19 protein-coding genes are annotated in these 25751 nt (G+C 72.7%); 8 read left to right on the top strand and 11 right to left on the bottom strand.

Annotation, left to right across the window (positions count from 1 at the left end; all coding sequences use genetic code 11):
- Positions 1-31: 31 nt before the first annotated feature.
- Complete coding sequence (locus tag AC4H2H_RS04510) at positions 32-601, top strand: hypothetical protein (protein WP_494369622.1); 570 nt, start codon at positions 32-34, stop codon at positions 599-601.
- Between the two features lie 272 nt (positions 602-873).
- Here the strand turns inward: AC4H2H_RS04510 and AC4H2H_RS04505 are convergent, their stop codons facing one another.
- The 10 genes from AC4H2H_RS04505 to AC4H2H_RS04460 all read right to left on the bottom strand — a co-directional run bounded on the left by AC4H2H_RS04505 (position 874) and on the right by AC4H2H_RS04460 (position 15861).
- Complete coding sequence (locus AC4H2H_RS04505) at positions 874-1239, bottom strand: HepT-like ribonuclease domain-containing protein (RefSeq protein WP_494369621.1); 366 nt, start codon at positions 1237-1239, stop codon at positions 874-876.
- Positions 1236-1745 carry a helix-turn-helix domain-containing protein gene (locus tag AC4H2H_RS04500; RefSeq protein ID WP_494369620.1) on the bottom strand — a complete coding sequence of 170 codons (510 nt, stop codon included), beginning with the start codon at positions 1743-1745 and terminating at the stop codon, positions 1236-1238. Before AC4H2H_RS04500 ends, AC4H2H_RS04505 begins: the two co-directional genes overlap by 4 nt.
- A 125-nt stretch (positions 1746-1870) precedes the next feature.
- Positions 1871-3301: an ATP-binding protein gene (locus AC4H2H_RS04495; protein WP_494369619.1), complete on the bottom strand. Its 1431-nt coding sequence runs from the start codon at positions 3299-3301 to the stop codon at positions 1871-1873.
- Positions 3302-3441: 140 nt separating this feature from the next.
- Entirely contained in the window at positions 3442-4737 is a 1296-nt protein-coding gene (locus tag AC4H2H_RS04490) for an AGE family epimerase/isomerase (RefSeq protein WP_494369618.1), read from the bottom strand.
- 147 nt (positions 4738-4884) lie between these two features.
- Positions 4885-10317: a GH92 family glycosyl hydrolase gene (locus AC4H2H_RS04485; RefSeq protein WP_494369617.1), complete on the bottom strand. Its 5433-nt coding sequence runs from the start codon at positions 10315-10317 to the stop codon at positions 4885-4887.
- A gap of 178 nt (positions 10318-10495) precedes the next feature.
- The gene (locus AC4H2H_RS04480) at positions 10496-11611 is read right to left on the bottom strand and encodes a LacI family DNA-binding transcriptional regulator (RefSeq protein WP_494369616.1); all 1116 of its coding nucleotides are present in this window, start codon (positions 11609-11611) and stop codon (positions 10496-10498) included.
- A gap of 2 nt (positions 11612-11613) precedes the next feature.
- Positions 11614-12822 carry a sugar ABC transporter permease gene (locus AC4H2H_RS04475; protein ID WP_494369615.1) on the bottom strand — a complete coding sequence of 403 codons (1209 nt, stop codon included), beginning with the start codon at positions 12820-12822 and terminating at the stop codon, positions 11614-11616.
- Positions 12819-13625, bottom strand: a complete 807-nt coding sequence (locus tag AC4H2H_RS04470) for an ATP-binding cassette domain-containing protein (protein WP_494369614.1) — start codon at positions 13623-13625, stop codon at positions 12819-12821. The genes AC4H2H_RS04475 and AC4H2H_RS04470 overlap by 4 nt, the downstream gene beginning before the upstream one ends.
- Entirely contained in the window at positions 13622-14746 is a 1125-nt protein-coding gene (locus AC4H2H_RS04465) for a substrate-binding domain-containing protein (RefSeq protein ID WP_494369613.1), read from the bottom strand. Before AC4H2H_RS04465 ends, AC4H2H_RS04470 begins: the two co-directional genes overlap by 4 nt.
- The gene (locus AC4H2H_RS04460; protein WP_494369612.1) at positions 14743-15861 is read right to left on the bottom strand and encodes an ROK family transcriptional regulator; all 1119 of its coding nucleotides are present in this window, start codon (positions 15859-15861) and stop codon (positions 14743-14745) included. Before AC4H2H_RS04460 ends, AC4H2H_RS04465 begins: the two co-directional genes overlap by 4 nt.
- 271 nt (positions 15862-16132) lie before the next feature.
- On the opposite strand from AC4H2H_RS04460, the gene AC4H2H_RS04455 reads away from it, so the two are divergent.
- Positions 16133-17416, top strand: coding sequence for an ABC transporter substrate-binding protein (locus AC4H2H_RS04455; protein ID WP_494369764.1), 1284 nt, complete (start codon positions 16133-16135; stop codon positions 17414-17416).
- A gap of 243 nt (positions 17417-17659) precedes the next feature.
- Entirely contained in the window at positions 17660-18064 is a 405-nt protein-coding gene (locus AC4H2H_RS04450) for a hypothetical protein (RefSeq protein WP_494369611.1), read from the top strand.
- Positions 18065-18073: 9 nt separating this feature from the next.
- Here AC4H2H_RS04450 and AC4H2H_RS04445 read toward each other — a convergent pair whose 3' ends face one another.
- Positions 18074-18925, bottom strand: a complete 852-nt coding sequence (locus tag AC4H2H_RS04445; RefSeq protein WP_494369610.1) for a GntR family transcriptional regulator — start codon at positions 18923-18925, stop codon at positions 18074-18076.
- Between the two features lie 374 nt (positions 18926-19299).
- Here AC4H2H_RS04445 and AC4H2H_RS04440 point away from each other — a divergent pair, with 374 nt between their 5' ends.
- The 5 genes from AC4H2H_RS04440 to AC4H2H_RS04420 all read left to right on the top strand — a co-directional run bounded on the left by AC4H2H_RS04440 (position 19300) and on the right by AC4H2H_RS04420 (position 25746).
- Complete coding sequence (locus AC4H2H_RS04440; protein WP_494369609.1) at positions 19300-20718, top strand: cellulose binding domain-containing protein; 1419 nt, start codon at positions 19300-19302, stop codon at positions 20716-20718.
- 120 nt (positions 20719-20838) lie between these two features.
- Positions 20839-22101, top strand: a complete 1263-nt coding sequence (locus tag AC4H2H_RS04435; RefSeq protein ID WP_494369608.1) for an extracellular solute-binding protein — start codon at positions 20839-20841, stop codon at positions 22099-22101.
- A 137-nt stretch (positions 22102-22238) separates the two neighbouring features.
- On the top strand, positions 22239-23240 hold the full coding sequence (locus AC4H2H_RS04430; RefSeq protein WP_494369607.1) for a carbohydrate ABC transporter permease: 1002 nt from the start codon (positions 22239-22241) through the stop codon (positions 23238-23240).
- Positions 23237-24070 carry a carbohydrate ABC transporter permease gene (locus AC4H2H_RS04425; RefSeq protein WP_494369606.1) on the top strand — a complete coding sequence of 278 codons (834 nt, stop codon included), beginning with the start codon at positions 23237-23239 and terminating at the stop codon, positions 24068-24070. The genes AC4H2H_RS04430 and AC4H2H_RS04425 overlap by 4 nt, the downstream gene beginning before the upstream one ends.
- Positions 24067-25746 (top strand): beta-N-acetylhexosaminidase, encoded by a 1680-nt coding sequence (locus tag AC4H2H_RS04420; protein ID WP_494369605.1) that lies wholly within the window; start codon positions 24067-24069, stop codon positions 25744-25746. Before AC4H2H_RS04425 ends, AC4H2H_RS04420 begins: the two co-directional genes overlap by 4 nt.
- Positions 25747-25751: the final 5 nt, after the last annotated feature.

Raw genomic sequence — 25751 nt, 5'->3', positions numbered from 1 at the left:
CGCCAGAGGGGCGCCCGAATGAGGAGGGCACATGCCCAGTTCGATACGAGTTGCGACGACGCTCACCCTGCAGGATGACGGGTCACTGACGCTCAAGCTAGGTCCGTCACTCTCCCTTGAGGGCGACCTCACGAAGCTGCTCACGGCCCTCCACTTCGAGCGCCCGGGTCCACCGAAGTCATTCGACAAGCGTGCTGCGTCATCGACGTCCGAGAAGAGTGCAGCGACGGCCGGGGTACCCACGGCGAGCGCAGCAATAAAGATCCGGGGCGCCATGGCGCCTACGCCCGGCGTGGATCACTCGACGGTACGGCGAATGGTCGATCGGGGTGAACTCCTTGCGACCCGCGGCTCACGCAGGGAGATCTTGGTACCTCTGTGGCAGTTGGATCGCTCGGGCAGGCCGCCCCGCCGCCTGAGAGACGTTCTAGCACTCGTCGACAAGCAGTCGCGCCACGATCCTGCAGTGGTCGAGTGGTTCAACGCCGCCAGACTCGTGAAGTCCTGCGAGCGACCCATCGATCTCTTGCTTCGTGACGAAGAGGCAGACGTCACCGAGGTCGTGACCGCGTTCGCCACCCACGTCGCCCGACGAGCCTGATGCGGCGGCGCAGTACCCGAGATCGTGCCACTACGTGCCACACGGGTGTGTCCTTCGGTATGACTCCGTGCATCTCCAGGTAGCCTAAACTCGCAGGATCGCGCCGATCCTGACGAGGCTTCAGGGCTGTGAAACGGCCACTCTCAGCTTCCCAAGCTGATAGCGCGGGTTCGATTCCCGTCACCCGCTCAGCGCATCGAGAGCCCCGCACCGGTCTGGTGCGGGGCTCTCGCCGTTCCGGTCATCGGGCCGGTGACGTGCTCGCGAGGCCATCACGACCCGTCGTCCGGCCGTCGGTCCAACTCGTCGCGCAGCTCGACGCAAGCGTCCTCGAGCTGCGCGAGGGGCGCACCGATCGTCGACCGGACGATCTGCGCGTCGAGCTTGTAGTAGTGGTGCCCAATGAGGTCGCGCATGCGCGCGATGTCCGACCACGGCACCTGCGGGTGACGGGACGTCGTCTCGACGGAGAGCGCCTTGACCGCCTCTCCGATGACGAACACCCAGTACTGGATCGCAGCGACCACTACCTCGTCGCACTCGACAGATCCGACGTCCTCCGCGAGCCGTTCCGCCTGTCGGATCGCTGACACCGCAGCGAGCACGTCGTCGAGCCGCTCCGTCTCGCTCCGGCTCACAACGACACCGCCTGGGCGAGCGCGGACTCGGCGACATGGGGCGCCATCGCCTCGACGGGGACGACATCGACACGCTCGTCGAGCAGCGCGGACAGCTCGTCTGCGAGACGAGCGGCGGGGAACAACCCGTACCTGCGCACATCGAGGTCCACGAGGACGTCGATGTCGGAGGCGGGGCCGTCCTCACCTCGCGCCACGGACCCGAAGATGCGCACATCGGTTGCGCCGTGCCGCCTGGCTGCGTCCAGGATCTCCTGCCGGTGCGCGCGGATGCGGGCCATGCGTGGCGTACGGGCGTCGAATCGGCGCTCCGCCGGAACGGCGGTGAGCTCGAGCCGAGCCCCTGCCGCCGCGAGCAATCGCTCCAAGGTCGTGACAGACGGCGAGCTCGCACCGGCCTCGTACCGCGAGACAGCAGGCTGCGACGTTCCCGCGCGCGCCGCCAGTTCCGACTGGTTCATCCCGGCCCGCTCGCGGCACGCCCTGATGAGGCTCGCTGCACCCATGGGACGAGTATACCCGTACAGGTATACTCGCGAAGTTGGACTCGCTGGACGACGCCCGGCGCGGCCCGACCCGCGGGACCGGCGTCAGTGAGCTCGTCGGCGATCCGGAGCGCGCCGCCGGCGGGTCACGGCCACGCCGTGAGCAGGTCGTCGGCCGTCCACACCCGGGACAGGCGAGGGTCGTCGTCCGCGCCGGCGGGACAGACCGCGACGAGCGACGTCGCAGCGCCCACCCCGGGAACAGCGACAGCGTCCGCAGCGAGTGCCGAGACCTCCCTGGTCGTGAGGCGTGATCGGGCGTGCCACGTGATGCTGCCGACGAAGGCGATGCTGCGCGCGGGACGTGAGTCAGCGGCCACGAGGTCGATCTCCGGGGTGTTGCTCCGCGGCCACCACCCTCCGACCTCGCGAGCGCCCGGCCATGTCTCGTCGGGGAGCAGCCTCGCGAGCGCCTCCCGTACCACCGGCTCGATCGCGCGCCCTCGCCAGGACCTGAACTGCGCCTCGAAGCGGGCGGTCGCGAGGTCGGGGCGACCACGGTCGACGTCCGGGAGCGCGGGCCCGACCATCGCGAGCCAGAACCGCAGCGCGGGGTCGGCGACTCGCCACCGCCGGTCCTTCGTCGCCGCCCTGGTCGAGAGCGGCTCGTCGGCGGCGATCACCCGCTTGTCGGCCAGCAGGGCGAGGGACCGGTCGAGGGTCGCGGGAGAGATCGCCCCGTCCAGCGACTGGAGGATGCGCGAGTGGGTCCGCTCGCCCTTGCCGCCGACGGCTGTCAGCACGAGCCGGGCATGGGACGTCGACGGCAGCTCGCCGTCCAGGACCCTGGTCCCCGAGACGACGAGCGCACTCGTCGAGCGCTCGAACGAGCGGCCCACGAAGTGTGCGGGCGTCTCCTCCTCCCGCCACTCCTGCACGACGAGCGGCTGCCCACCGGTGATCAGGTAGGCGTCGAACGCGTCGATCCCGCCGAGGCCGGTCATCCGGCCCACGTCGCGAGGCGACAGCGCGCGCAGCAGCATCTCCGTCGCTCGACCGTGGAACGGCTGGTCGGGTCGCCCGAGAACCTCCATCATCGCGAGGTCGCTGCCCAGCAGGAGCAGCAGCACCGGGCGTCGGGCGAGCTCGCGGTCCCAGACGCGCTGCAGCTCTCCCGCTCCTCCGGGGAACGCTTCGAGCAGCCACGGCAGCTCGTCGAGGACGACGATCGCCGGGGAGTCCGCGGGAAGGGCAGCGGCGAGCAACCGGAACGCGGCGGTGAGGGAGGCGGGTCGGTTCCCCTCCGCGACGGCGGCGCCCGGCAGGTCCGAGTGCGCGACCGCCTCGGCGAGCGACGCCAGCTCCTCTCCGGGCGGTGCATGACGTGTCGCCTGGAAGTAGACCGACGGGACGCCCGCATGCTTGATGAGCTCCGTCACGAGCCGGGACTTCCCGACGCGCCGGCGGCCGCGCAGGAGAACGGCGACGCCGGCGTCGGCCCGGCCGCCACCCCGCACCACATCGAGGTGATGCCTGAGCTCGCGCAGCTCGGCCATGCGTCCGACGAACCCGGTCACGAGACCCTCCCGCGGTAGACCCTCACGAAGAATAGTAAACCTCATGAGGGTCTTCGTCGAGCGGACACGCGCCGAACCCGGGGTTGGGCGTCACGGCGGCGTTGGGGTGACGCGCAACCCGGGGTTCGGCGCGGCGGGGGTCAGCCGAGGATGCTGCCCGCCGCCTTGGCCGACGCCGCGAGGGAGCCCGTGAGCGGGAGGTCGGGGAGGATCACGGCCTGGGCGGCGTGGTAGACGTCGGGCTTGCCGATCCACGTGACGCCGTCGGGCCGGTTGGACGTGTCGAGCTCGTGGTGCCACGACCCGCGCTCGGGGTCGACGAGGAACCGGTCGATCCACGCCCACCAGCCCGCGGCGGCCTCGGCGAAGCGCGACTCCCCGGTGACCCGGCCGAGCACGTCGGCCGCGGCCACGGCCTCGGCCGCGACCCAGTGGTAGCGGCGCGGTTCGACGGGCACCCCTGACCAGTCGACGGTGTACACGAACCCGCCGCCGTGCTCGCCGTCCCAGCCGTCGGCGACGGCGCGGTCGAACAGCGCGACCGCGGCCTCGGTGCGCGCACCGGGCGTGCCGGACGCGACGTCGACCTGGAGCAGGAGACGAGCCCACTCGAGCCCGTGCCCCGGCGTCGACCCGTACGGCTTGAACGGGTCGCGCGGGCGGTCGGCGTTGTAGTCCGGCAGCGGGTTCCAGTCCGCGTCGAAGTGCTCGGGGATGCGCCACTCGTTCTCGCTCGCCCAGCCGATCACGCGGTCCGCGATGGATGCGGCGCGGCCGAGCCACTCGGCGTCGCCGGTCGCGTCGTGGGCCGCGAGCAGCGCCTCGACCGCGTGCATGTTGCCGTTGACCCCGCGGTACTCGTCGAGCGCGGACCAGTCGCGCGACCACTCGTCCGCGTGCATCCGGGCCCCGGGCTCCCAGAACCGCTCGTCGAGCACCGCGAGCGCCGCGTCGAGCAGCTCGCGCGCACCCTCGCGGCCGGCGATCGTTCCCGACGCCGCGGCGAGCACCAAGAACGCGTGCGCGTACGCGCTCTTGGTCCCGTCGACCGGCCCCTCCTCCGTCGCGGCGGGGTCGCCGGGGCGAGGGCCCGGACCGCGCGAGGACACCCAGCCGCCGTACTCCGCGTCGACGAGCACGCCCCGCAGGCCCTGCAGCGCCTTGTCCGCGAGCTCGCCCGCGCCGGGGACGCCGAGCAAGGACGAGAAGGCGTAGACGTGCGCCATGCGCGCCGTGATCCAGGTGTGCACCGGTCGCGCGAGGTCAGGGACGTCGTGGTCGTCGAGCCACTGCGCGGCGCCGTCCGACCGCAGGGAGGCCGCGCCGAAGTACAGGAGGTCGGCGAGCTGGTCGCGCCGCCATGTCGTGAGATCGGCCGTGGGGTCGACCCGGGAGGCGCTGGTGTTCGTGGGCTGGTCGGTCGGGCGCTCGGTCATCTGCTGGTCCTTCTCGTGCTGGGTGCGTGGTGCCGTCCGGGCATGTGCCCGGACGGCGCGGTGCCTCGGGGCGATCATCCCGGGGCACCGCCGATGGTGCGCTCTCACCTCACGGCCCGGACGTCCGGGCCGTCAGGCGAAACTGTTTCAGCCGCAGCTCAGCGCGGCATGGTCCGCCTCGATCGACACCGACACCTCCTCGTCGCCGCTCCCGCGCACGGCCTCGACCGTCGAGGTGCCGGCCTCCACGGACGTCGCCCGCGTGGAGAACGACTGGTAGGCGTTGGCCCCCGGTGCGACGGCCGGGAACTCCTTGGTGCCCGACGGCGTGACGAGCCGGATCGCGACCGGTGCGTCCTCGCCGTTGGTGGCCCGGACCGCGACGTACGCCGTGCCGGCGAGGCAGCGCGGGCTCGCGGTGACGTCGATCGCGAGGGAGGGCTCGCCGTCGGCCACGGTCACGGGGACCTCCACCACCTGGCTCGTCCACCCGTCGTCGACCACGACGTACGCGGTGTACGTCCCGGGCGCCGCGTAGGCGTGCGACCCGGACACGGTACCGTCCGTCACCGTGCCGGCGGTGACGTCGGAGCCGTCGCCCCACGTGACCGCCGCGCGGAGCTCGGCGCCCTCGCGGCCGCCGGTCACCTGGGCGAGCACGGCGTCGGAGGCCTGCCCGACGGCGAGGTTCACGCCGTCCGCCGGCGTCACCTCGAGCGCGGGGTGCTCGACGAACGTGCCGTCGTGCGCGACCGCGACGACGTGGATGCGCCCGTCCCGCTCGAGGACTCCCGGCTGGTCGGGGAGCGTGAGGCTCACGGCCCGCTTCCCGGCCGGCAGGTCGATCGGCGCCGTCGCGAAGAACGCGGCGGGCGTACCGGTCTGCGGGCTGCCACCACGCAGGCGGTGGTCCGTCACGGCCACCGGGATGTTCCCGAACACCGGGTTGCGGGCCGCGCCCGACCAGTCGCCGAAGCTCAGGTCGATCGCCTGCGTCGAGCCGTCGTCGAAGGTCAGGGTGCCGGCGGCCTCCTGGTTCTTCTCCGTGCCCGTGCCGATCACCGAGAGCTGCTCGGCGTCCGCGGGGACGTCGAGCTCGATGGTCTGCCCGTCGCCCGTCGCGTTGTCGGGTTGCCCGGCGGGGATCGCCGGGACACGGAACGCGAGGTCGGTGCCGGGCACCGTGCCGCGCTCGCCCTGGACGAAGCCCTTCGCGGCGAGCTGGGCGCGGTCGAAGAACACGCCCTGCCCGTCGCAGCTGCCGACCGTGGTCCCGGCGTCGCCGAGGCACACGTTGTCGTAGGCGCCCACGAGCGAGCCCTCGCGCTGGAGCGCGACGGTGGCGTACGAGCTCGCCGAGACGGGCTCGGCCCCGTCACCCGAGACGGTGACCGTCACCGGGTAGACGCCCGGCGCCGTCCACGTGTGCGCGGCGTGCACCGCGTACCCGCCGAACGAGCCCTCCGTGAGCGTCCCGGCGACCGGCTCGGAGCCGTCGCCGAACGACACCTGCACGTCGAGCTCGGCCGGGTCGCCCTCGACCCCGGTGAGGGTCGCGAACGAGCCCGAGACCTCGCGGCCCGTGACGGTGTCGCGTTCGGCCGCGGCCGTGAGCGTGAGCTCGTCGGCTCCCGACTCCCTCGGGTCGGCGAGGAGCTCGACCTCGGCGAGCGAGAGCGCACCCTCCCCGGCGGTGCCGGTGACGACGACGCGGTACTGCGCGTACGCCGTCGGCTCCCCGACCGTGAACGGCCGCGTCTGGAGCGCCCAGCGGAACTGCTCGCCGGACCGCTCGTCGAGCGTCGTCCAGGTCTCGCCGTCGTCCGAGCCCTCCAGGGTCCACGCGGACGGCGACGCCGTCCCGCTCGCCCCGGACGTGAGCGTGTACGACCCGACCGTCGGCCGGATGCCGTTGCCCGCCCACGTGATCGTGGGCGTGCCGGTGGCGAACGTCGTGCGCGTGCCGGACGTGTTGTCCGTCAGCGCCGCGGCGCTCGTCGACGCGTCGCCGTCCGCGACGGTCGTCGTGCCGAGGCCCGCCGTCGTCGCGTCCTTCACCGGCGTCGGGGGCTCGTCGCCCTCGGTGAGCGACGGCGGCGCGTCGTCGGGGCCGGTGCCCCAGTCCGACGGCTCCGGGCCCATGACGAAGTCCAGCGTCGCGCCGCCCGTCAGGTCGGCCTGGGAGATCGAGGTCGAGGTGCGGGCCTCGCCGTTCACCGCGAGGGACTGCACGTAGACGTTGTCCACGGAGTTGTTCGCGGCATTGACCACGAGGTCGCCGCCCGGCAGGTGGACGGTCGCGGAGTCGAACAGCGGCGAGCCGACCACGTACTGGTCGGAGCCGACCTGCAGCGGGTAGAAGCCGAGCGAGGCGAAGATCCACCACGACGACATCTCGCCGTTGTCCTCGTCACCCGGGTAGCCCTGGCCGATCTCGCTGCCGACGAACAGGCGACGCGTGACCTCACGCACCTTCTCCTGGGTCTTCGAGGGAGCGCCCGCGGCGTCGTACAGCCACGGGATGTGGTGGGCAACCTGGTTGCTCATGCCCCACGTCCCCATGCGCACGTCGCGCTGCTCGCGCTGCTCGTGGATGCCGCCGCTGCCGGCGCCGACCTCCGGGGTGGAGAAGAACTCGTCGAGCTTGTCCTCCAGGCCCTGCTTGCCGCCGTAGAGGTTGGCCAGACCCTGCGGGTCCTGCGGGGCGTGGAACGCGAAGTTCCAGCCGTTCGTCTCGGTGTACCCGCCACCCCAGCTCATGGGGTCGTAGGTCTCCGCGTCGACGGCCCACGAGCCGTCTTCGTGCCGCGGCACGAAGAAGCCGGCCTCGGGGTAGAACAGCTCGACGTAGTGCGTCGCGCGCTCGAGGAAGTAGGCCGAGTCCTCGCGGAGCGTCTGACGGCGCTCCTCCGGGGTGGCCGGGTCCTCGGCGAGGGCGGCGGCCATGTTGCCGATGCCGAAGTCGTTGATCAGGCCCTCGAGGCCCCACGACGGGGACTCGTGCGTGGATTCCGGGGTGAACCCGAGGAACGGCGACGTCTCCAGGCCCTTGCGACCCACCGCGTTGCTCGGCGGCGCGACGGTCGCGTTGCGCAGCGCGGCGTCGTACGCGTCGAGCGCGGACCGGGTGTCGAGCGAGCCCTTGAGGTAGGCGTCGGCGAACGCGACGTCGGAGCTCGTGCCTGTCATGAGGTCGGCGTAGCCCGGCGAGGACCAGCGCGCGATCCAGCCGCCGTCGCGGTACTGCTGGACGAAGCCGTCGACCAGCTCGTCGGCGAGCTCCGGGTAGAGGAACGAGTACGCCGGCCACGCCGTGCGGTACGTGTCCCAGAACCCGTTGTTCACGTAGATCTTGCCGTCGACGACCTTCGCGTTCGTCGTGGTGTCGGTCGCCGTGCCGGTGGTCGGCGAGACCGGGCTCGCGTACTTGTACACGGGCGCGTCGGCCGTGCCCGTGTTCTCGAACTGCGAGTTCGGGTACAGGTTGAGGCGGTAGAGGTTCGAGTACAGCGTGACGAGCTCGTCCTCGCTCGCCCCCTCGACCTCCATGACCCCGAGCCGGTCGTTCCACTGCTGCTCCGCGGCCTGCTGGACGTCGTCGAACGAGCGCCCGGTCACCTCGAGATCGAGGTTCCTGCGAGCCTGGTCGAGGCTGATGAACGACGTCGCGACGCGCAGCTCCACGCTCTTGTCCGACGACGTGTCGAACGTGGCGTAGCGCGCGTCGGCGCGGTTGCCCGCCGCCGTCCCGACCGCCGTCGGACTACGGTCGAAGGTGCCGGCGACGAACATGCGCGTGCGGCCCACGGACAGGCCGCTGCCGTTCTCGACCCAGCCGGTGAGCGTGCCGGTGGCCTGGTCGAGCGTGAGCTTCGACGTCCCGTCGACCTTGTCGACGAGCACGTGCCCCACGTTCCCCGGGTACGTCAGGCGCAGCACCGCGGCGTGGTCGGTCGGCGTGACCTCGATCTCGCTGCCGTTGGTGAAGGAGACCCCGTAGTAGTCGGGGCGCGAGGTCTCGTCCGCGTGGTCGAACTCGAGACCGCGCGTGGTCATCGTCGCGTCCGGCGCGCCCGACGCCGGGCTGATCGCCGGCAGGAACGTCAGCTGGTTGCGGTCGCCCATCCACGGGCTGGGCGCGTGCGAGATGCCGAGACCCTGCAGCACGGGCTTGTTGTTGGCGTTGTTCGCCTTCTGGTACTCGTAGTGCCAGTTCTGGGACGACCCGTTGGTCATCGGCACCCAGAAGTTGAACCCGTTCGGCACGGCCGTCGCGGGGATGTTGTTCCCGCGCGAGAAGCTGCCGCTCGAGAGCGTCCCGCGGCGCGGCTCCACGTAGTTGACGAGGCTCGAGCCGTCGATCGTCTCCGGATGGGCCTCGATGGCGACGTCGTCCAGCCAGCCCGCGAACCGCGTCCCGGCGAGGCCGCCCGGGTTGTCGTAGCCGAGCAGCACCTGGTCGACCGTCTTGCCCGCGGCGAACTCGCCGAGGTCGATCCGGACCGAGTTCCACTGGTCGGCGTAGAGGATCTTGCCCTCGCCCTGCGCCTGCGCGGTCGCCATCGTCTCGTGCGCGTCACGCGCACCGAGGTCGGAGAGGAACGTGCCGTCCGTGAACTGCACGTCCACCGCGGCGTACGTCGACGGGTACTGCAGGTCGTCCAGGAGCTCGGGGAAGATCGTGTAGCTCAGGCGCGTGTCCTCGCCGACGACGACGTCCAGGTCGTCGTAGAGGACGTTCGTCGCGTAGGCCTCGCCGTCGGCGAGGTGCGAGCCGTCGTAGCGCAGCGAGGCGAGGCCCGAGAACCCGACGCCGGCCTTGTTGGTGAAGTTCACGCGCGGGCCGGTGCCGACCTTGGTCGTCATGGGCGCGGCAGACGGGCCCGCGCTCAGGTCGGCCGAGAGGTCCCACCCGCCGAGCTGGACGATCGGGTCGCCCGAGTTCGCGGTGACGTTCAGGCGCAGGAAGGTGTACGCCTCGGTCGGGCCGTCGAGCTCGAAGAGGCGCTGCTGCTGGCGCTCGGGGAAGTCCTCGTCCGTGCGCTGGTCGAGCGGGGCCCACGTGGTGCCGTCGTTCGACCCCTCGATCGTCCAGCTCTTCGGGTCGCGCCCGGCGGCGTCGTCGGCCGACGTCAGCGCGTAGGCGGAGAACGCGACGGGCTCGGTGAACTCGTAGGTCACCCAGCCGGTGGAGGCGAACGCGAGCCACTTGGTGCCCGAGCTGCCGTCGGCGAGGTTGGCCGCGCCCTCGTTCGGCAGGTTCTGGGCGCTCGCCGTGACGGTCTTGAGCTTCGCGAGCACGCTGCCGGGAAGCCCGCTGGTGAACGACCCGATGTTCGACTGCCAGGGCGCGCCGTCGCGCTGCGCGACCGTGGTGGGCAGCGCGGCCGGGTCGCCCGTCTCGAACGACGACGAGAAGTCGCCCGGCTCGGCCGCGGCCGCTGGGGCGGCGGCCAGGACGCCCACGGGGACCGCGAGCGGGACGGCGAGGGCCGCGGCGAGGAGGACGCCCACAGGGCGTGCTCGGCCGTTGCCGGGCCGCGCGGACCTCGCGCGCGCGGGCGAGAGGGATCTGGTCATGGACGCGATCTCCTTCGATCGTCTGACAGCGCTGTCAGGATTCGTAGGTGCCCCTGACAGCGCGCAGGGGGGAAGCGCTGTCAGGGGCGGCTCCGAACCTATGCCGCGCCGGGCCGCTTGTCAACGTCGCGCGGCCGGGAGTCCTCCCGACGCGGGTCCGGCCGAGGTCCCGGACGCCTCACGTCACCGGTCCCCGCACCTCGCCGGTGCCCCGCACGACCAGCCGCGTCGGGACGACGACCAGCCGCGGGGCGAGGGTCGGGTTCTCGGCGCGCGAGACGGCCAGCGCCGCCGCCTGCCGGCCCATCTCCACGACGTCGTAGCCCACGACCGTCACGTCCAGCAGGTCGGCGAGCTCGAAGTCGTCGAAGCCGACGAGCGCCACCTCGGGCGCGCCGCCGCGGGTCGAGCGGTCCCGGAGCGCGTGCAGCGCGCCGACCGTGATCTTGTTGTTCGCCGTGACGAGCGCCGTCGGCGGCTCCGGCAGGGCGAGCAGCTCGGCGACGAACGCGTGCGCGAGCTCGGCGTCGTGCGCACCGTCGCGCACGTAGCGGGAAGGGTCCTCGATCCCGGCGCCGCGCAGCGTCGCGACGAACTCGTCGCGACGCTCCTGGAACGTCCACAGGCGCGAGACGTCGCCCACGAGGGCGATGCGCCGGTGACCGTGCCCGAGCAGGTGGGTGACGGCGTCGCGCACGCCGCCGCGGTTGTCGATGACGACCGTGTCCGCGTCGACCCCCTGCGCGGGGCGGTCGACGAAGACGACGGGCAGCCCGTCGTCGAGCTCGCGCTGCAGCGCCGCGTGGTCGGTCGAGGTCGGCGTCACCACGAGCGCCCCCACGCGGCGCTCGACGAGCGCCTCGGTGAGCGAGTGCTCGCGCTCGGGCTCCTCGTCGGAGCTCGTCGTGATGAGCTGCAGGCCGTGGTGGCGCAGCTCGCGCTCGATGCCGCTCGCGAGCGCCGAGTAGAACGGGTTCGCGAGGTCGCCGGTGACGAAACCGACGAGGCGTGACGACCCTCCGCGCGCGAGGTCCGCAGCGACGGCGTTGCGCCGGAACCCGAGCCGCAGCGCCGCCTCCTGCACCTTCGCGCGCGTGGGCGGCGCGACGTTGGGCTCCTCGTTGAGGACGCGCGACGCCGTCTTGAGGCTCACCCCGGCGGCCTCGGCCACGGCGGCGAGCGTGGGCCGACGGCCTCCCCGCCCGACGTGCGGGCGCGCCGCCCCGCCGTCCGCGAGCGCCGTCGTGGACCCGCCCGGCGGCACCGGCCCGCCGTCTTCCCCCTGCTGGACCATTCTCAGACCTCCCGACGACCACGGATGAGCATGTCGACGACGATAGCGAGCAGCAGCACCGCTCCCGTCACGATGTAGCGCGTCGCCGTGTCGAGGTTGAGCAGCGTGAGCCCGTTCGCGATCGACTGGATGACGAGGACGCCGAGGAGCGCGGACCAGGCGCTGCCGCGCCCGCCGAACAGGCTCGTGCCGCCGATGACCGCCGCGGCGATCGCCGTGAGGTAGGTGTCGGCTCCGCCCGTCCCCTGGTTCGCGGCCGCCAGGCGGCCGGCGGCGAGGACGCCGCCGAGCGCGGCGAAGGTCGAGCACGCGACGAAGCACGACACCACCGTGCGGCGCACCGCGACGCCCGCGAGCACCGCGGAGCGCCGGTTCCCGCCGACGGCGCGCACCGAGCGGCCCCAGCGCGTGCGGCGCAGCAGCACGTCCACGACGACGACGAGCGCGAGGAACAGCACGACCGTGTACCCGATCCCGCGCGCGGTGCCCAGGTAGGCCACCGTGCCGGCGAGGACGGCTGCGAGGATCCCGGTCCGGACGGCGATGCGGACGAGCCCGGGGCTCGGGAGCTCCGCACGCACGCGGCGCGCGTGGTCGAGGACGCGCAGCCCGGCGTACCCGAGGACGACGACGACGACCAGGCCCCAGGCGACCCCCGGAGCGAGGAACCCCTGCTGGACGGTCCGCACGAGCCACGACTCGAACGGGAGGTTGACGGAGCCGTTCGGCCCCAGGACGCGAAGCTGGACGCCGGTGAAGATGAGCAGGCCGGCGAGCGTGAAGACGAACGACGGCAGCCCGAGCCGCGTCGAGAGAGCCCCGTACCCGAGCCCGACGACGACCCCCACCGCGAGCGCGGCCACGATCGCGAGCGCCACCGGCCAGCCGAGACCGACCGTCCCGACCGCGAGCACGGCCGCCGCGAGCCCGCTCACCGAGCCGACCGACAGGTCGATCTGCCCCACGAGCAGCACGAGCACGACGCCGAGCGCGATGATCCCGGTGGGCGCGCTCTGGAGCGTGAGGTTGACGAGGTTCTCGGCGGACAGGAACGCCGGGTTGATCGCGCCGAGCACGACCCAGATGAGGACGAGCGCCCCGACGATGGGGAGCATGCCCAGGTGCGCGCCGCGCACGCGCTGCACGACGCTGCCCGAGAGCGCGCCCTGGCGGTCGAGGGTGGCGCCGGAGGTGCGGCCGGGGACGCTCATCGCTGCACCGCCCCGGTCCCGTCGGCCCGCCGGACGCCGCGCTCCCGGCCGGGGCCGGCCGGGCGGGCGGGTCGGACGGCGCCCGTCATCGCCGCGAGCAGGTCCTCGTACGACGTGTCGCCGGAGAACTCGCCGTGCACGCGCCCGAGGCGCAGCACGACGATGCGGTCCGCGACCGCCTGGAGCTCGCCCGCCTGGTGGCTGATGAGCACGACCGCGTGACCCCGCTCGCGCAGCTTCTCGATGAGGTTGAGGACCTCGGCCGTCTGGCGGATGCCGAGGGCCGCCGTCGGCTCGTCGAGGACGAGGACCCGCGGGGCGCCGAGCAGGGCGCGTGCGACGGCGACGACCTGCCGCTGCCCCCCGGACAGCGTGCGCACCGGCTGGCGCACCGACGGCACGGTCGCGGCCAGCTGGTCGAGCAGCGCCCACGCCTCGCGCTCCATCGCGATCTCGTCGAGGAACGGCCCGTGCAGCGTCTCCTGCCCGAGGAACACGTTCTCTACGACGTCGAGGTCGTCGACGAGCGCGAGCTGCTGGAAGACGGCGGCGATGCCGTGCGCGCGGGCCGTCGCCGGCGACGCGAGGACGACGGGATCGCCGTCGAGCAGGACCTGCCCCGCGTCGGGCCGGAACGCGCCGGCGACGACGCCCGCGAGCGTCGACTTTCCCGCGCCGTTGTCGCCGACGACGGCGAGGACCTCGTGCTCGTGCACGTCGACGTCCACGTCGACGAGGGCGCGCACCCCGCCGAAGCTCTTCGACACCCCGCGCAGGGACAGCACGGGCTCGCGCGCGCTCACGACACCTCCAGCAGGCCGGCGTCGAGGCACGCGTCGACGTAGTACGGCGTGCAGATCTCGTCCACGGTGTAGACGCCGCCGTCGACGATCACCCGCTGGACGTCGTCGACGCCGACGGCGCGCGGCGCGAGCAGGAGGCTCGGCACCCCGTCGATGACCGCCGTCGCGCTCGGGTCCTCGCCGCGCAGCACGCGCACGGCGAGCTCCGCCGCCGTGCGGGCCTGCTGCGCGGTCGCCTTGTAGACGGTCATGTACTGGTCTCCCGAGAGGATGCGCTGGACGGCGGCGAGCTCGCCGTCCTGCCCGGTCGTGGGCGGGACGGGGTCGAGGCCGGCGGCCTTCATCGCGGCGATCGCCCCGCCCGCGACGCCGTCGCTCGCGGCGAGCACGCCGTCGACGCGGCCTGCGAACTGGGTGAGCTGGCCCTCGACCCACTCGTTCGCCTTGTCGGGGCTCCAGTCGGGGGTCTCGTACTCGGCGAGCACGTCGATGTCCTCTCCGTCGAAGGCACGGCGGGTTCCGGCCGCGTACTCCGCGGCGTTCGGGTCTGTCGGCGACCCGTGGACGAGCAGGACGCCCGGTCGCCGACGGTCCGGAGGCGGGTCCTGCTCCGCGGCCGCGAGGACCGCGTCGACGAGCGCCACGCCCTGGAGGTACCCGATGAGCTCGTTGTCGAACGACACGTAGTAGTCCGCGTCGGCGACGAAGCGATCGTAGGCGATGACCGGTACCTCGAGGCGCCGGGCCTGCGCGACGATGCTCACGGCTGCGACGGAGTCGACCGCGTCGAGCACGAGCACGTCGGCGCCGCGTGCGAGCATCGACTCGGCCTGCAGCTGCTGGTTCGCCGCGTCCTGCGCGGCGTTGGCGTACAGCACCTCGCACGTGGGGCACCGCTGCCCCACCACGGCCACGAACGTCGGCCGGTCGGTGGTCTCGTACCGGGCCGTCTTGGCCTCGGGCAGCAGGAGCCCGATCGTCCCCTCGGAGCGGCCGGTCTGCTCCGTGCCCTGGTCGACGGCGCAGCCCGCGCCGAGCGCGAGCGTCACCGCGGCGAGCGCGGCGAGCAGGGGGGCCCGACGACGCGGCGAGCGTCGCGCGGTCCCGGTGCGGCGACTCATCCACCCACCCCCAGGGCGCCGCGGACGCGCGCGGTGTCGAGCGCGACGGCGAGCGCACCGCGGACCTCGGCCGCCGAGCCCAGCGCGGACGCGACGACCTCGACGGGTCCGGCGGTGCTGGGCACGGTGCGCTGCTCGAGGACGGTGCGCAGCGGTCCGAGGAGGATCTCACCCGCCTCGGCGAGCTGTCCGCCGACGACGACGATCTCGGGGTCGAACAGGTTGCACAGGTTCGCGGCGGCGACACCGAGGTGCTGCCCGGCGTCGAACAGGACGCGGCGGCACCCGGGGTCGCCCTCGCGGGCGCGCGCGATGACGTCGCGCAGCGTGAGGTGCCCGCGGCTCTCCGAGAGCATGCCGAGCAGCACGTTCGCCCCGACGAACATCTCGAGACAGCCGCGGTTGCCGCACCGGCAGACCGGCCCGTTCTCGTCGATCGTCACGTGCCCGACCTCGCCCGCGACGCCCGCGCGCCCGTGCACCACCCGACCGCCGAGCACGAGGCCGCCGCCGACGCCGTGCGACACGCGCAGGTACGCGACGGCGTCGTGCCCGACGGCGGCGCCGAACCGGGTCTCGGCCAGCGCGCCGAGGTTCGCGTCGTTGTCGACCGTCACCGGGGCACCGAGCTCGGACTCGAGCAGCTCCGGCACGACGACGCCGTCCCAGCCGCGCAACATCCCCACGGTCGCGATGCGCCCGGTGCGCACGTCCACGGGCGCCGGGACCCCGACGCCGACGGCGAGGAGCTCGCCGGGAGCCGCGTCGACGGACGCGACCATCTCCTCGACCAGCATCGCGGCGCGCTGGAGGCCCGTGTCGGCACGGTGGTCCGGGGCGAGCGGCATGCGTTGGAGGGCGAGCACCCGCATCGAGGCGTCGGCGAGGGCGACCCGCAGCGAGCGGGTCCCGAAGTGCACCCCGGCCACGAGCCCCAGGTTGCGCGCGAGCGTGACCTGCAGCGCTCGCCGGCCGCTGCGCGTCGACGGCGAGGTGTGGAGGACGCCCGCCCCCGTGAGCTCCTTGACGATGTTGGAGACCGTGGCCGGGGACAGCCCCGTGACGCCGGCCAGCTCGATCTGCGTGAGGGAGCCACGCTGCTGGACGGCGCTCACGATCCTGGCTCGGTTGGCCTCACGCAGTGAAGTCTGCGAGCCCGGGGTCAACCGGTCAGCGCGCACGACGGTCAGGATACCGTCGGCGTTCCACCACCTGGGGTGACGCGTGATCGGGACGACGGCGGAGGGCTCACCTCCCTTTTGACAGCGCGGTGGCGCACGCCGTTGTATGGGCAGCAGGTTCGAGGGGCGCGCCGGTGCGCCCTACCGCGCGCGAGACGGGCGCGGAGCCGGTCCGCACGTCCGGAGAAGGCGTAGGGAGATGACGATGCGCATCGCTCGCAGGAGCACGACGGCGGTGACGGCCGCTCTCGTGGGTCTCGCGCTCGCCGCGTGCAGCGGTGCTCCCGACGAGGTGAGCCCCGTCGAGGGCGACGGCTCCGACGACGTCGAGGTCTTCACCTGGTGGGCCGCGGGCTCCGAGAAGGCGGGCCTCGACGCGCTGGTCGGCGTCTTCGACGAGCAGCACCCGGAGGTCGAGTTCTTCAACGGGGCGGTCGCCGGTGGCGCCGGATCGGCGGCGAAGGACCTCCTCCAGTCCCGCCTCCGGGCACAGGACCCGCCGGACACGTTCCAGGCGCACGCCGGTGCCGAGCTGCAGGACTACGTCGACGCCGCACAGATCGAGGACGTCTCCTCCCTGTACGACGAGCTCGGCCTCGTGGACGTCTTCCCGGCCGAGCTCGTCGACCGCCTCAGATCCACCGACGGTGCGATCTACTCGGTCCCCGTGAACGTCCACCGCGCCAACGTGCTGTGGGCCAACCCGACGGTCCTCGCGGCGCACGGCATCGACCCGGCGGCGCGGTACGCCGACCTCGACGCCTGGATGGCGGACCTCGACAAGCTCCGGTCCGCAGGCGTCACGCCGCTGTCGGTCGCCACGAGGTGGACCCAGGTCCACCTGCTCGAGACGGTCCTCCTCGCCCACCTCGGCCCGGAGGCGTACAGCGGCCTCTGGGACGGCTCGACCGACTGGTCCGGCGCCGAGGTCACGGCCGCCCTCGAGGACTTCGAGAGGCTCATGAGCTACACCAACACCGACCGTGACCGGCTCGACTGGCCCGAGGCGACGCAGATGGTGGTCGACGGCACCGCCGCGTTCAACGTCATGGGCGACTGGGCCGTCGCGGCGTTCGAGGAGCAGGGCAAGGTGCTCGGTACCGACTTCACCGCTGCTCCCGTCCCGGGCACGGACGGCGTGTTCGACTTCCTCGCCGACTCGTTCACCCTCCCTGCGGGAGCGCCGAACCCCGAGGGGGCCAAGGCGTGGCTCGAGACCGTCGGCTCGCTGGAGGGCCAGGTCGCTTTCAACAAGGCCAAGGGTTCCATCCCGGCCCGCACCGACGCCGACCCGGCGGAGTTCTCCGCGTACCAGCAGACCGCGATCGAGTCGTTCGGCCAGGACACCATCGTGCCCTCCCTCGCGCACGGTGCCGCCGTGCCCGTCGCGACGCTCAACGCGATCTCCGACGCGACGAGCACGTTCACGACAGGGGACTCCGACCTCGCGACGTTCCAGTCCGAGCTCGTCGCCGCCGCGGAGGGCTGAGAACGGTCACCGAGCCGCCGCCCGCCGTCGAGCACCAGGCGGACGGCCTCGACCGGCCGTCCCGGACCGTCACGCGAGCGCGCGTTCCCAGAGACCGGTGATCAGGTCCAAGGTCGGCCGCGGGTTCGTCGACGTGCGCCCGGGCGGTCGCCCCGATGACCGTCCGGAGGAGATCGCGAAGGCTCCCCGAGGCCCGGACGGATCGGCGAGAAGGTCGCGGAGCTCGGAGGACGTCACGGCGAGGTGTCGCGCGGCGAGCGCCACCACGAGCGCCTCCTTGTTCGGGAAGTACTGTCAGCGCTCGTCCTGTGGCGCGCCCCCGACCTGCGTGCCCTCGTGCGGTGGGGGTCCGTCGACGCCAGGATGATCCTCGCGGGACTGGCCGCGGGCGCCGTCGTCGCGACGCCCTTCCTGCTCCTCGGCTCCGCGCACCCGGTCGGCGACCGAGGCGGGGACGTCGCGTTCGGCGTGCTGTTCGCCGCGTGCCACGCCTACCTCGCGACCACGGTCACCGACGTCGGCTGGCCGATCCTCGTGTTCACCCTCGCCGAAGGGCTCGTCTGCGCGGGGCTGCGCGCCTGGAACGGCGTGATCCCGGCGACGCTCGCGCACGCGACCGCGGTCTTCCTCCTCGCGAGCGGCCTCTGACCGACGGGCTCAGCCCGAGGACTGGACGTCGCCCGTCGTGCGGTAGGCGACGGGTGCGCCCGCGAGGCTCCCCGGCATCCCCGGGTAGTGGGCGCCCGCCGGGCGCCCCTCGGCCGGACGTGACGGGTCGGGCGTCGCCGTGTCGAGCGCGAGCCGCGACACGATCCGGTACCTGTCCCCGCGGTAGAGCGAGTGGACGTACTCGACGGGCCGCGCGTCGACGTCGACCGTGAGCCGCTCGAAGACGAGCGCCGCGGAGAACGGCGCGACGCCCATGATGGACGCCTCCTCCTCGCTCGTCACGGTCGCCTCCATCGACTGGGTCGCCCTGCTGACCCGGACGCCGTAGCGCTCGCGCAGGAGGTCATAGAGGTCACCGGACTCGACGTCGCCCGCCGCGAGCCCCGGGACCAGGTGCGCCGGGAAGTAGAGGTACTCGATGGCGATCGGCTCGCCGTCGACGAGAGCGAGGCGGGCCACGTGCGTCACCGGCGCGGACGGGGAGACGGTGAGCCGGCGGCCGACGCGCGGCCCGGCCGCGATCGTCGTCAGGTCGAGCACGCGGCTCGACCACGCGCCCTGAGCACGGGGGGCGTCCGCGACGGCCTCGTGCGAGACGAGCTCCTGCGTGACCTTCTCGCGCGCGACGAACATGCCGCGTCCGTGCTCCCGGATGACGAGACCGGCCGCGACGAGCTCGTCCACCGCCGAGCGCAGCGTCGGGCGGGACACGCCGAGCTGCTTGCTCAGGTCGCGCTCCGAGGGCAGCGGATGACCGACCGGGCTCGACTCGACGAGCTCGAGGATCCGGTCGCGCACCTGCTCGCGCTTGCGCGTCGGACCGGAACGGATCTCCTCCACCGTGCCTCCTTCTCGTGCCGGGGCACCGCCATTGACCAGTGGTGCACAGGGCATCTTAGGCACGCCGTCGGCGGGCCAGCCACGGCCGCGGCGCCACCTCCACCGTGAGACCGCTCTCACGAACGGCGGGATGCCGCGGCGAGCGGCGTGCCGACACCGCGTCGGTCGACATCTCCCGGCCGCCCGAGGCCAGCCCTTGACGAGTCCGCCACCCTGTGCCATGTTGGCCACGGTTGACCACTTGAAGTGACCACTGGTACCAGCAACGACGCTCCACCGTACGTCACGCACACCGGCGCCCACCGGTGCTCACGGAAGCCCGCGAGCACCCGCGTCGGCCTGTCCACCCGGAAGACCACGAACGGGAGATCACCATGCCCACCTTGCTCAGAAGACCCTCCGCCGGACGGCGCCTCGCGGTCGCCGTCGCGGCCGCCGGGCTCGTCGCGACGCTCCTGGCGGCGCCCCCGGCCGTCGCCGAGGACGCGCCGGACGTCGTCGTCGAGTACCGCACGAGCAGCACCTCGGCGACCACGGACCAGGTGGAGCCCTGGTTGCGGATCCGCAACGTCGGCTCGTCGCCCGTCTCGCTCTCCGACCTCACGGTCCGCTACTACTTCACCGCCGACCCGGGCGTCGGCCAGTACCGTTTCGCCTGCTCCTGGGCGGTGCGCGGCTGCGCCAACGTCTCCGGGACGTTCGGCGAGATCACCGATCCCGAGGCCGCTGCCGACCGGTTCCTCGAGGTGGGCTTCGCTGCCGGGGCCGGTTCCCTCGCCCCGGGAGAGCACTCGGGCGACCTCCAGCTGCGGTTCTTCCGAGCCGACTGGCAGCGCATCGCCCAGGGCGACGACTACTCCTTCGACGCGTCCCGCACCTCCTACGCCGCGTCGGAGAAGATCACCGCCCGTGCGGGCGGAGAGGTCGTCTGGGGCACGGCGCCCGGCGAGGAGGACACGGGCGGACCGGTGGATCCGCCGGACCCGGGGCCCGTCCTCTTCGACGACTTCGCCTACACGGGCCACTCCGACCCCCGCCTCGCCCAGCGCGGCTGGACGGTGAAGTCAGGTGCCGGTGGACCGGGGGTGCCGGGAGCGACGTGGGCGCCGGAGAACCTGACGTTCCCCGTCGTCGACGGGAACCCCGTGCTCAACCTCGAGACGAGCACCGACGGGACGGCGGCCGGGACGCGCCAGTCCGAGCTGTACCACGAGCAGAAGTTCACGGCCGGGACGTACGCGGCGCGCGTGCACTTCAGCGACGCCCCGCGCTCCGGCCCGGACGGCGACCACATGGTGCAGACCTTCTTCACCATCACGCCGCTCGACGCCCCGATGGACCCGGACTACGGCGAGCTCGACTTCGAGTACCTGCCCAACGGCGGCTGGGGCGAGCCCGCGAACATCCTCTACGCGACGTCGTGGGAGACGTACCGGCCCGAGCCCTGGGAGGCGGTCAACACCCACACCGAGGAGCGCACGAGCTTCGCCGGCTGGCACGACCTCGTCATCACGGTGGACCAGTCGTTCATCCGGTACTACCTCGACGGCCGCCTCTTCGCGACGCACGGCCAGCCGTACGTGCCGGAGACGCCGATGTCGATCAACGTCAACCACTGGATCATCTCGGGGGGCCTGGTCGCGAGCAGCACGCCCCGTGCGTACGACCAGAAGGTGGACTACGTCTACTTCGCCCAGGGCCAGAGCCTGACCCCGGCGCAGGTCCAGGCCGAGGTGGCCCGGTACCGGGCCGACGACGTCGCCCACCTCGACACGGTGCCCGACCGCTCCTGACGGGGGCCGGACCGTGGCCGGATCGTGACCATCGGGTGATTGACCCCACCCGTTCCACCATGAAACTGTCCAGTTGACTTACCAGTGGTCCACTGGATACCCACAACCTGTGAGGTGAACGTGAGGAAAGACCGATACGCCGCCCTCGCCCTGGCGACCGGGCTGGCTGTGGCCCTCTCGGCGTGCTCGTCCGGCTCCGGCGGAGAGGAACCCTCCGACGAGGCCGCGACCATCGACGTCTGGCTCATGCGCGACAGCGTGACCGACGCCTTCCTCGAGGAGTTCGTCACCGACTTCGAGGCGGACAACCCCGACATCGACGTCAACGTGCAGATCCAGGAGTGGGACGGGATCGGTCAGCGCGTCGTGTCCGCGATCGCGAGCGACGACGCTCCCGACGTGATCGAGGTCGGCAACACCCAGGTCGCGCAGTACGCCGCGAGCGGCGGACTGACCGACCTCGGGGACAAGGTCGACGAGCTCGGCGGCGAGGACTGGATCCCCGGCCTCGCCGAGCCGGGACGCATCGGCGATGCGCAGTACGGCATCCCGTACTACGCCGCCAACCGCGTCGTCGTCTACAACACCGAGCTCTTCGAGGCGGCCGGGATCACCGCGCCGCCGACCACGCGCGACGAGTGGGTCGCCACGACGACCACGCTCAACGCCGGCGACGTCCAGGGCATCTACCTGCCGGGACAGAACTGGTACACCCTCGCCGGGTTCGTGTGGGACGAGGGCGGCGACCTCGCCGTCCAGGAGGGCGAGGTCTGGAAGGGCGCGCTCGACACGCCCGAGGCGCTCGCCGGCATGGACTTCTACGCGCAGCTCCAGGCGCTGGGCAAGGGACCGAAGGACTCCGACGAGGCCAACCCGCCCCAGGTCGACGTGTTCTCCGCGGGGAACGTCGCGCAGATCATCGCGACGCCCGGCGCGGGACGCCAGATCGTCGAGGCGAACCCCGAGCTCGAGGGCCAGATCGGCTACTTCCCCATCCCGGGCAAGACGGCCGACGAGCCGGGAGCCGTCTTCACCGGCGGTTCCGACCTCGTCATCCCGCTCACCTCGTCGCACCCCGACGAGGCGTACGCGTTCGTCGCTGCCCTCGCCGGGGACGAGTGGCAGGAGAAGCTCGCCGTCGCGATGAGCTACGTCCCGAACAAGACGACGCTCGCCGGCGTCCTCGCGGACGACCCCGGGGCGGCCGCGATGGCCGAGGGGGCGCGCAACGGTCGCGCGACCCCGAACTCGCCCGAGTGGGCGGCGGTCGAGGCGAACAACCCGATCAAGAACTACATGACCCAGGCCCTCACGGGGGCCGACCAGGAGGAAGCCGCGACCGCCGCCTCGGAGGCGATCACCGCAGCCCTCGAGGCGGGCTGACCGGCTCCACGAACCGGCGGGAGCGCCGGCCGGGACCTCTCGGCCTGCCGGCGCTCCCGCCCCTGCCCCGTGCCCGACCGGTCGGTGTCCCACCCGCGACCCGACCGCGAGACCCCGCCAGTGCCGCAGGAGGCCCCGTGACCTTCCCGAGCGACGTCGCCGCGAGGACGACACCACCGCGCGTCCCCGACCGAGGCCGCCCTCCGCGCGGAGGGCGGCGGCCCCCCGCTCCGCGGACGGGTCCACGACGGCGACGGACGTCCGTCTGGCCCTACCTCCTGGTCGCGCCGACGGTCCTGCTCGTCGGGGTGGTGCTGGGGTACCCCGTCGTCCGCAACCTCGTCATGTCCTTCCAGGCGTTCGGCCTGCGCGAGCTCGTCCAGGGCGACCCGGCCTTCGTGGGTCTCGCGAACTACCGGGAGCTGCTCGCGGACCGGGTGTTCTGGGAGGTCGTGGCCCGCACGCTCGCGTTCACCGCGGTGAACGTCGTGCTCATCATGGTGCTGTCGACGCTCGTCGCGCTCATGCTCGCCCGCCTGGGCCGGTTCCTGCGGGTCGCGGTCATGACCGGGCTCGTGATCGTGTGGGCGGTGCCCGTGATCGCGGCCACGACCGTGTGGCAGTGGCTGTTCCAGTCGCGGTTCGGGATCGTCAACTGGCTCCTCGTCCAGCTGGGGCTCGAGCAGTTCGAGGGCTACTCGTGGCTCGCGAACGGCCTCGCGACGTTCGCGCTGATCGTCGTGCTCGTCGTCTGGCAGTCGGTCCCGTTCGCCGCGCTCACCCTGTACGCCGGCCTGACGACCGTCCCGACCGAGCTCTTCGAGGCCGCGCGGATCGACGGCGCGTCCGGGTGGGCGCTGTTCCGGCGCATCACGTTCCCGGTCCTGCGGCCGCTGTTCGGGCTCGTCGCGTCGCTCGAGGTGATCTGGGTCTTCAAGTGCTTCGTCCAGATCTGGGCGATCAGCGAGGGCGGCCCGAACGACGCCACGACCACGTTGCCGGTCTACGCCTACCAGGTCGCCCAGACGCTCAACCGGTACGACCTGGCGGGCGCCGTCTCCGTCGTCACCGTCCTCGTGCTCACCGTCCTGCTGCTCGTGTACTTCCGCCAGTCCCTGCGCCAGGAGGCCGATCGATGACCCCCCGCCCGTGGACGCGCGCCACCCTCGGCGTCGCGGCCGTGATCACGCTCCTCGCCTCGCTCTTCCCCGTCTACTGGATGGTGAGCACGGCGTTCAAGCCGACCCCCGACATCCAGTCCGAGACCCCGCAGCTGTGGCCGCAGAACTTCACGACCACCCACTTCAGCACGGCCTTCGCGGCCGACGGCTTCTGGTCGTTCTGGCGCAACAGCCTGCTCGTCACGGTCGGTGCGGTGCTCGTCGCGCTCGTCGTCGCGGCGCTCGCCGCCTTCGCGGTGGCGCGGCTGCGCTGGTCCGGCCGTCGCGCGTTCGTGCTCGTCGTGTTCGCGGCGCAGATGGCGCCGTGGGAGGCCCTGCTCATCCCCATGTACGTCGTGGCACGAGACGCCGGTGCTCTCGACCAGCTCTCGACGCTCCTCGTGATCTACGTGGTCATCACCCTGCCGTTCACCGTCCTCACCCTGCGCGGCTTCCTCGAGGCGATCCCGGTCGAGCTCGAGGAGGCGGCCCGCGTCGACGGCTGCTCGCACCTCACGGCGTTCCGCCGGATCGTCTTCCCCCTCCTCGCGCCGGGCCTGCTCTCCACGTCGCTCTTCGGCTTCATCACGGCGTGGAACGAGTTCGCCTTCGCGAACACGCTCCTCATCAAGGACCAGGACCAGCGCACGCTGCCCGTGTGGCTGTCGTCGTTCAGCAACACCTTCGGCACCGACTGGGGAGCGACCATGGCGGCCGCCACGCTGTTCATGCTCCCGGTGCTCCTCGTGTTCGCCGTGCTGCAGAACAAGGTCACGGGCGGACTCACGGCCGGGGCGGTGAAGGGATGAGCGTCCCGGCGAGCGACGCCGTGCCCGCGCTCGTCCCCCGGCCGCTGCGCTGGGACCGGGCGGACGGCACGCTCCGCCTCGACGCGACCTCCACCCTGGGGGCGCCGGACGCGCTGCAGCGCGTGGCGGGGTGGTTCCGGGCGGAGCTGGGCGCCTCCACCGGCCTCGCGCTGGCCCCCGCGCCGACGACGGACGCGACGATCCGGCTCGGCCTGGACCCTGCACTGCCCTCCGAGGGGTTCACGCTCGAGATCACGACGACGCACCTCGTCGTGCGCGGCGGCGACCCCGCGGGCGTCTTCTACGGGCTCCAGGCCGTGCGGCAGCTGCTGCCGTCGTCGGTCTTCGCCCGCGCGCAGGTCGGCGACGGCCCGTGGGAGCTGCCGTGCGGCGTCGTCGAGGACGCGCCCCGATTCGCCTGGCGCGGCGTGCTGCTCGACGTCGCACGGCACTTCCTGCCGCTCGACGACGTGCTGCGGTTCGTGGACCTCATCGCGATGCACCGGATGAACACCCTCCACCTCCACCTGACCGACGACCAGGGGTGGCGGCTCGAGATCGCCGGGTATCCCCGCCTGACCGAGGTCGGCGGCTGGCGCCGCGAGTCGCAGGTCGGCGCCGGCGATGACGCGCCGGGCGACGGCCGCCCGCACGGCGGGTGGTACACCCGGGCGGACGTCGAGCAGATCGTCTCGTACGCCGCCGACCGCTTCGTGACGGTCGTCCCGGAGATCGAGGTGCCCGGGCACGTGCAGGCGCTCGTCGCTGCGTACCCCGCCCTGGGCGCCGGGCTCGAGGTCGGGCCGGACGGCGGTCTGCTCGCCCCCGAGGTGTGGACCCGCTGGGGGATCTCCGACCACGTGCTCAGCCTCGACGACGCCACGCTCGCGATCCTGTGCGACGTGCTCGACGAGGTCGTGACGCTGTTCCCCTCTCCCGTCGTGTGCCTCGGCGGCGACGAGTCGCCCAAACGCCGCTGGCGGGACGACCCGCGCGTCGCCGCGCGGCGCGCCGCGCTCGGGGGCGCGACGGACCCGGAGCTGCACAACTGGCTCGTCGCCCGCCTCGCGGGGCACCTGGGCCGCCACGGCCGTCGGGCCATGGTCTGGGACGAGGTGCTCGAGGGACCCGACGTGCCGGGCGTGATCGTCGCGTCCTGGCGCGGCGAGCGCGGGGTGCGGGTCGGTGCGCGGCGCGGGTACGACGTCGTCTCGTCACCGGCGGACCGCGTCTACCTCGACTACCGGCAGTCCGACGACCCGGACGAGCCCGTCCCGACCGGGACCGTGACGAGCCTGCTCGACGTCTACCGGTTCGACCCGACCGGTGCGACCGACCCGGACGCCGACGGCGCGACGGGCGCGCTGCTCGGCGCGCAGGCGAACCTGTGGACGGAGCACATCGACTCGAGGCAGGTGCTCGACTACATGGCGTTCCCGCGTCTCGCGGCGCTCGCCGAGGCCCTGTGGTCCGCGGGCGAGAAGGACGGCGAGGAGTTCCTCGAGCGGCTGGCCGTGCACCTGGGACGCCTGGACGCGCGGGGCGTCGCCTACCGGAGGACCGACGGGCCCGCGCCGTGGCAGAGGCGTCCGGGAGTCGTCGGTGACGCGCGCGAGCCCCACGAGCTCGAGGCGCACCTCGACCGCATGGTGGCAGCCTTCCAGGAGGCGCCCTGACGAGC

The organism is Cellulosimicrobium sp. BMG9.22, from assembly GCF_059159975.1.
This window is presented reverse-complemented; position numbering and strand designations above follow the sequence as displayed.

What these genes read in the sequence shown, in the direction of transcription:
- AC4H2H_RS04510 (WP_494369622.1), top strand. Translation starts at nt 32, where the DNA reads ATGCCCAGTTCGATACGAGTTGCGACGACGCTCACCCTGCAGGATGAC.
- AC4H2H_RS04475 (WP_494369615.1), bottom strand. Translation starts at nt 12,822, where the DNA reads ATGAGCGTCCCCGGCCGCACCTCCGGCGCCACCCTCGACCGCCAGGGC.
- AC4H2H_RS04455 (WP_494369764.1), top strand. Translation starts at nt 16,133, where the DNA reads ATGCGCATCGCTCGCAGGAGCACGACGGCGGTGACGGCCGCTCTCGTG.
- AC4H2H_RS04420 (WP_494369605.1), top strand. Translation starts at nt 24,067, where the DNA reads ATGAGCGTCCCGGCGAGCGACGCCGTGCCCGCGCTCGTCCCCCGGCCG.
- AC4H2H_RS04500 (WP_494369620.1), bottom strand. Translation starts at nt 1,745, where the DNA reads ATGGGTGCAGCGAGCCTCATCAGGGCGTGCCGCGAGCGGGCCGGGATG.
- AC4H2H_RS04465 (WP_494369613.1), bottom strand. Translation starts at nt 14,746, where the DNA reads ATGAGTCGCCGCACCGGGACCGCGCGACGCTCGCCGCGTCGTCGGGCC.
- AC4H2H_RS04440 (WP_494369609.1), top strand. Translation starts at nt 19,300, where the DNA reads ATGCCCACCTTGCTCAGAAGACCCTCCGCCGGACGGCGCCTCGCGGTC.
- AC4H2H_RS04485 (WP_494369617.1), bottom strand. Translation starts at nt 10,317, where the DNA reads ATGACCAGATCCCTCTCGCCCGCGCGCGCGAGGTCCGCGCGGCCCGGC.
- AC4H2H_RS04490 (WP_494369618.1), bottom strand. Translation starts at nt 4,737, where the DNA reads ATGACCGAGCGCCCGACCGACCAGCCCACGAACACCAGCGCCTCCCGG.
- AC4H2H_RS04480 (WP_494369616.1), bottom strand. Translation starts at nt 11,611, where the DNA reads ATGGTCCAGCAGGGGGAAGACGGCGGGCCGGTGCCGCCGGGCGGGTCC.
- AC4H2H_RS04425 (WP_494369606.1), top strand. Translation starts at nt 23,237, where the DNA reads ATGACCCCCCGCCCGTGGACGCGCGCCACCCTCGGCGTCGCGGCCGTG.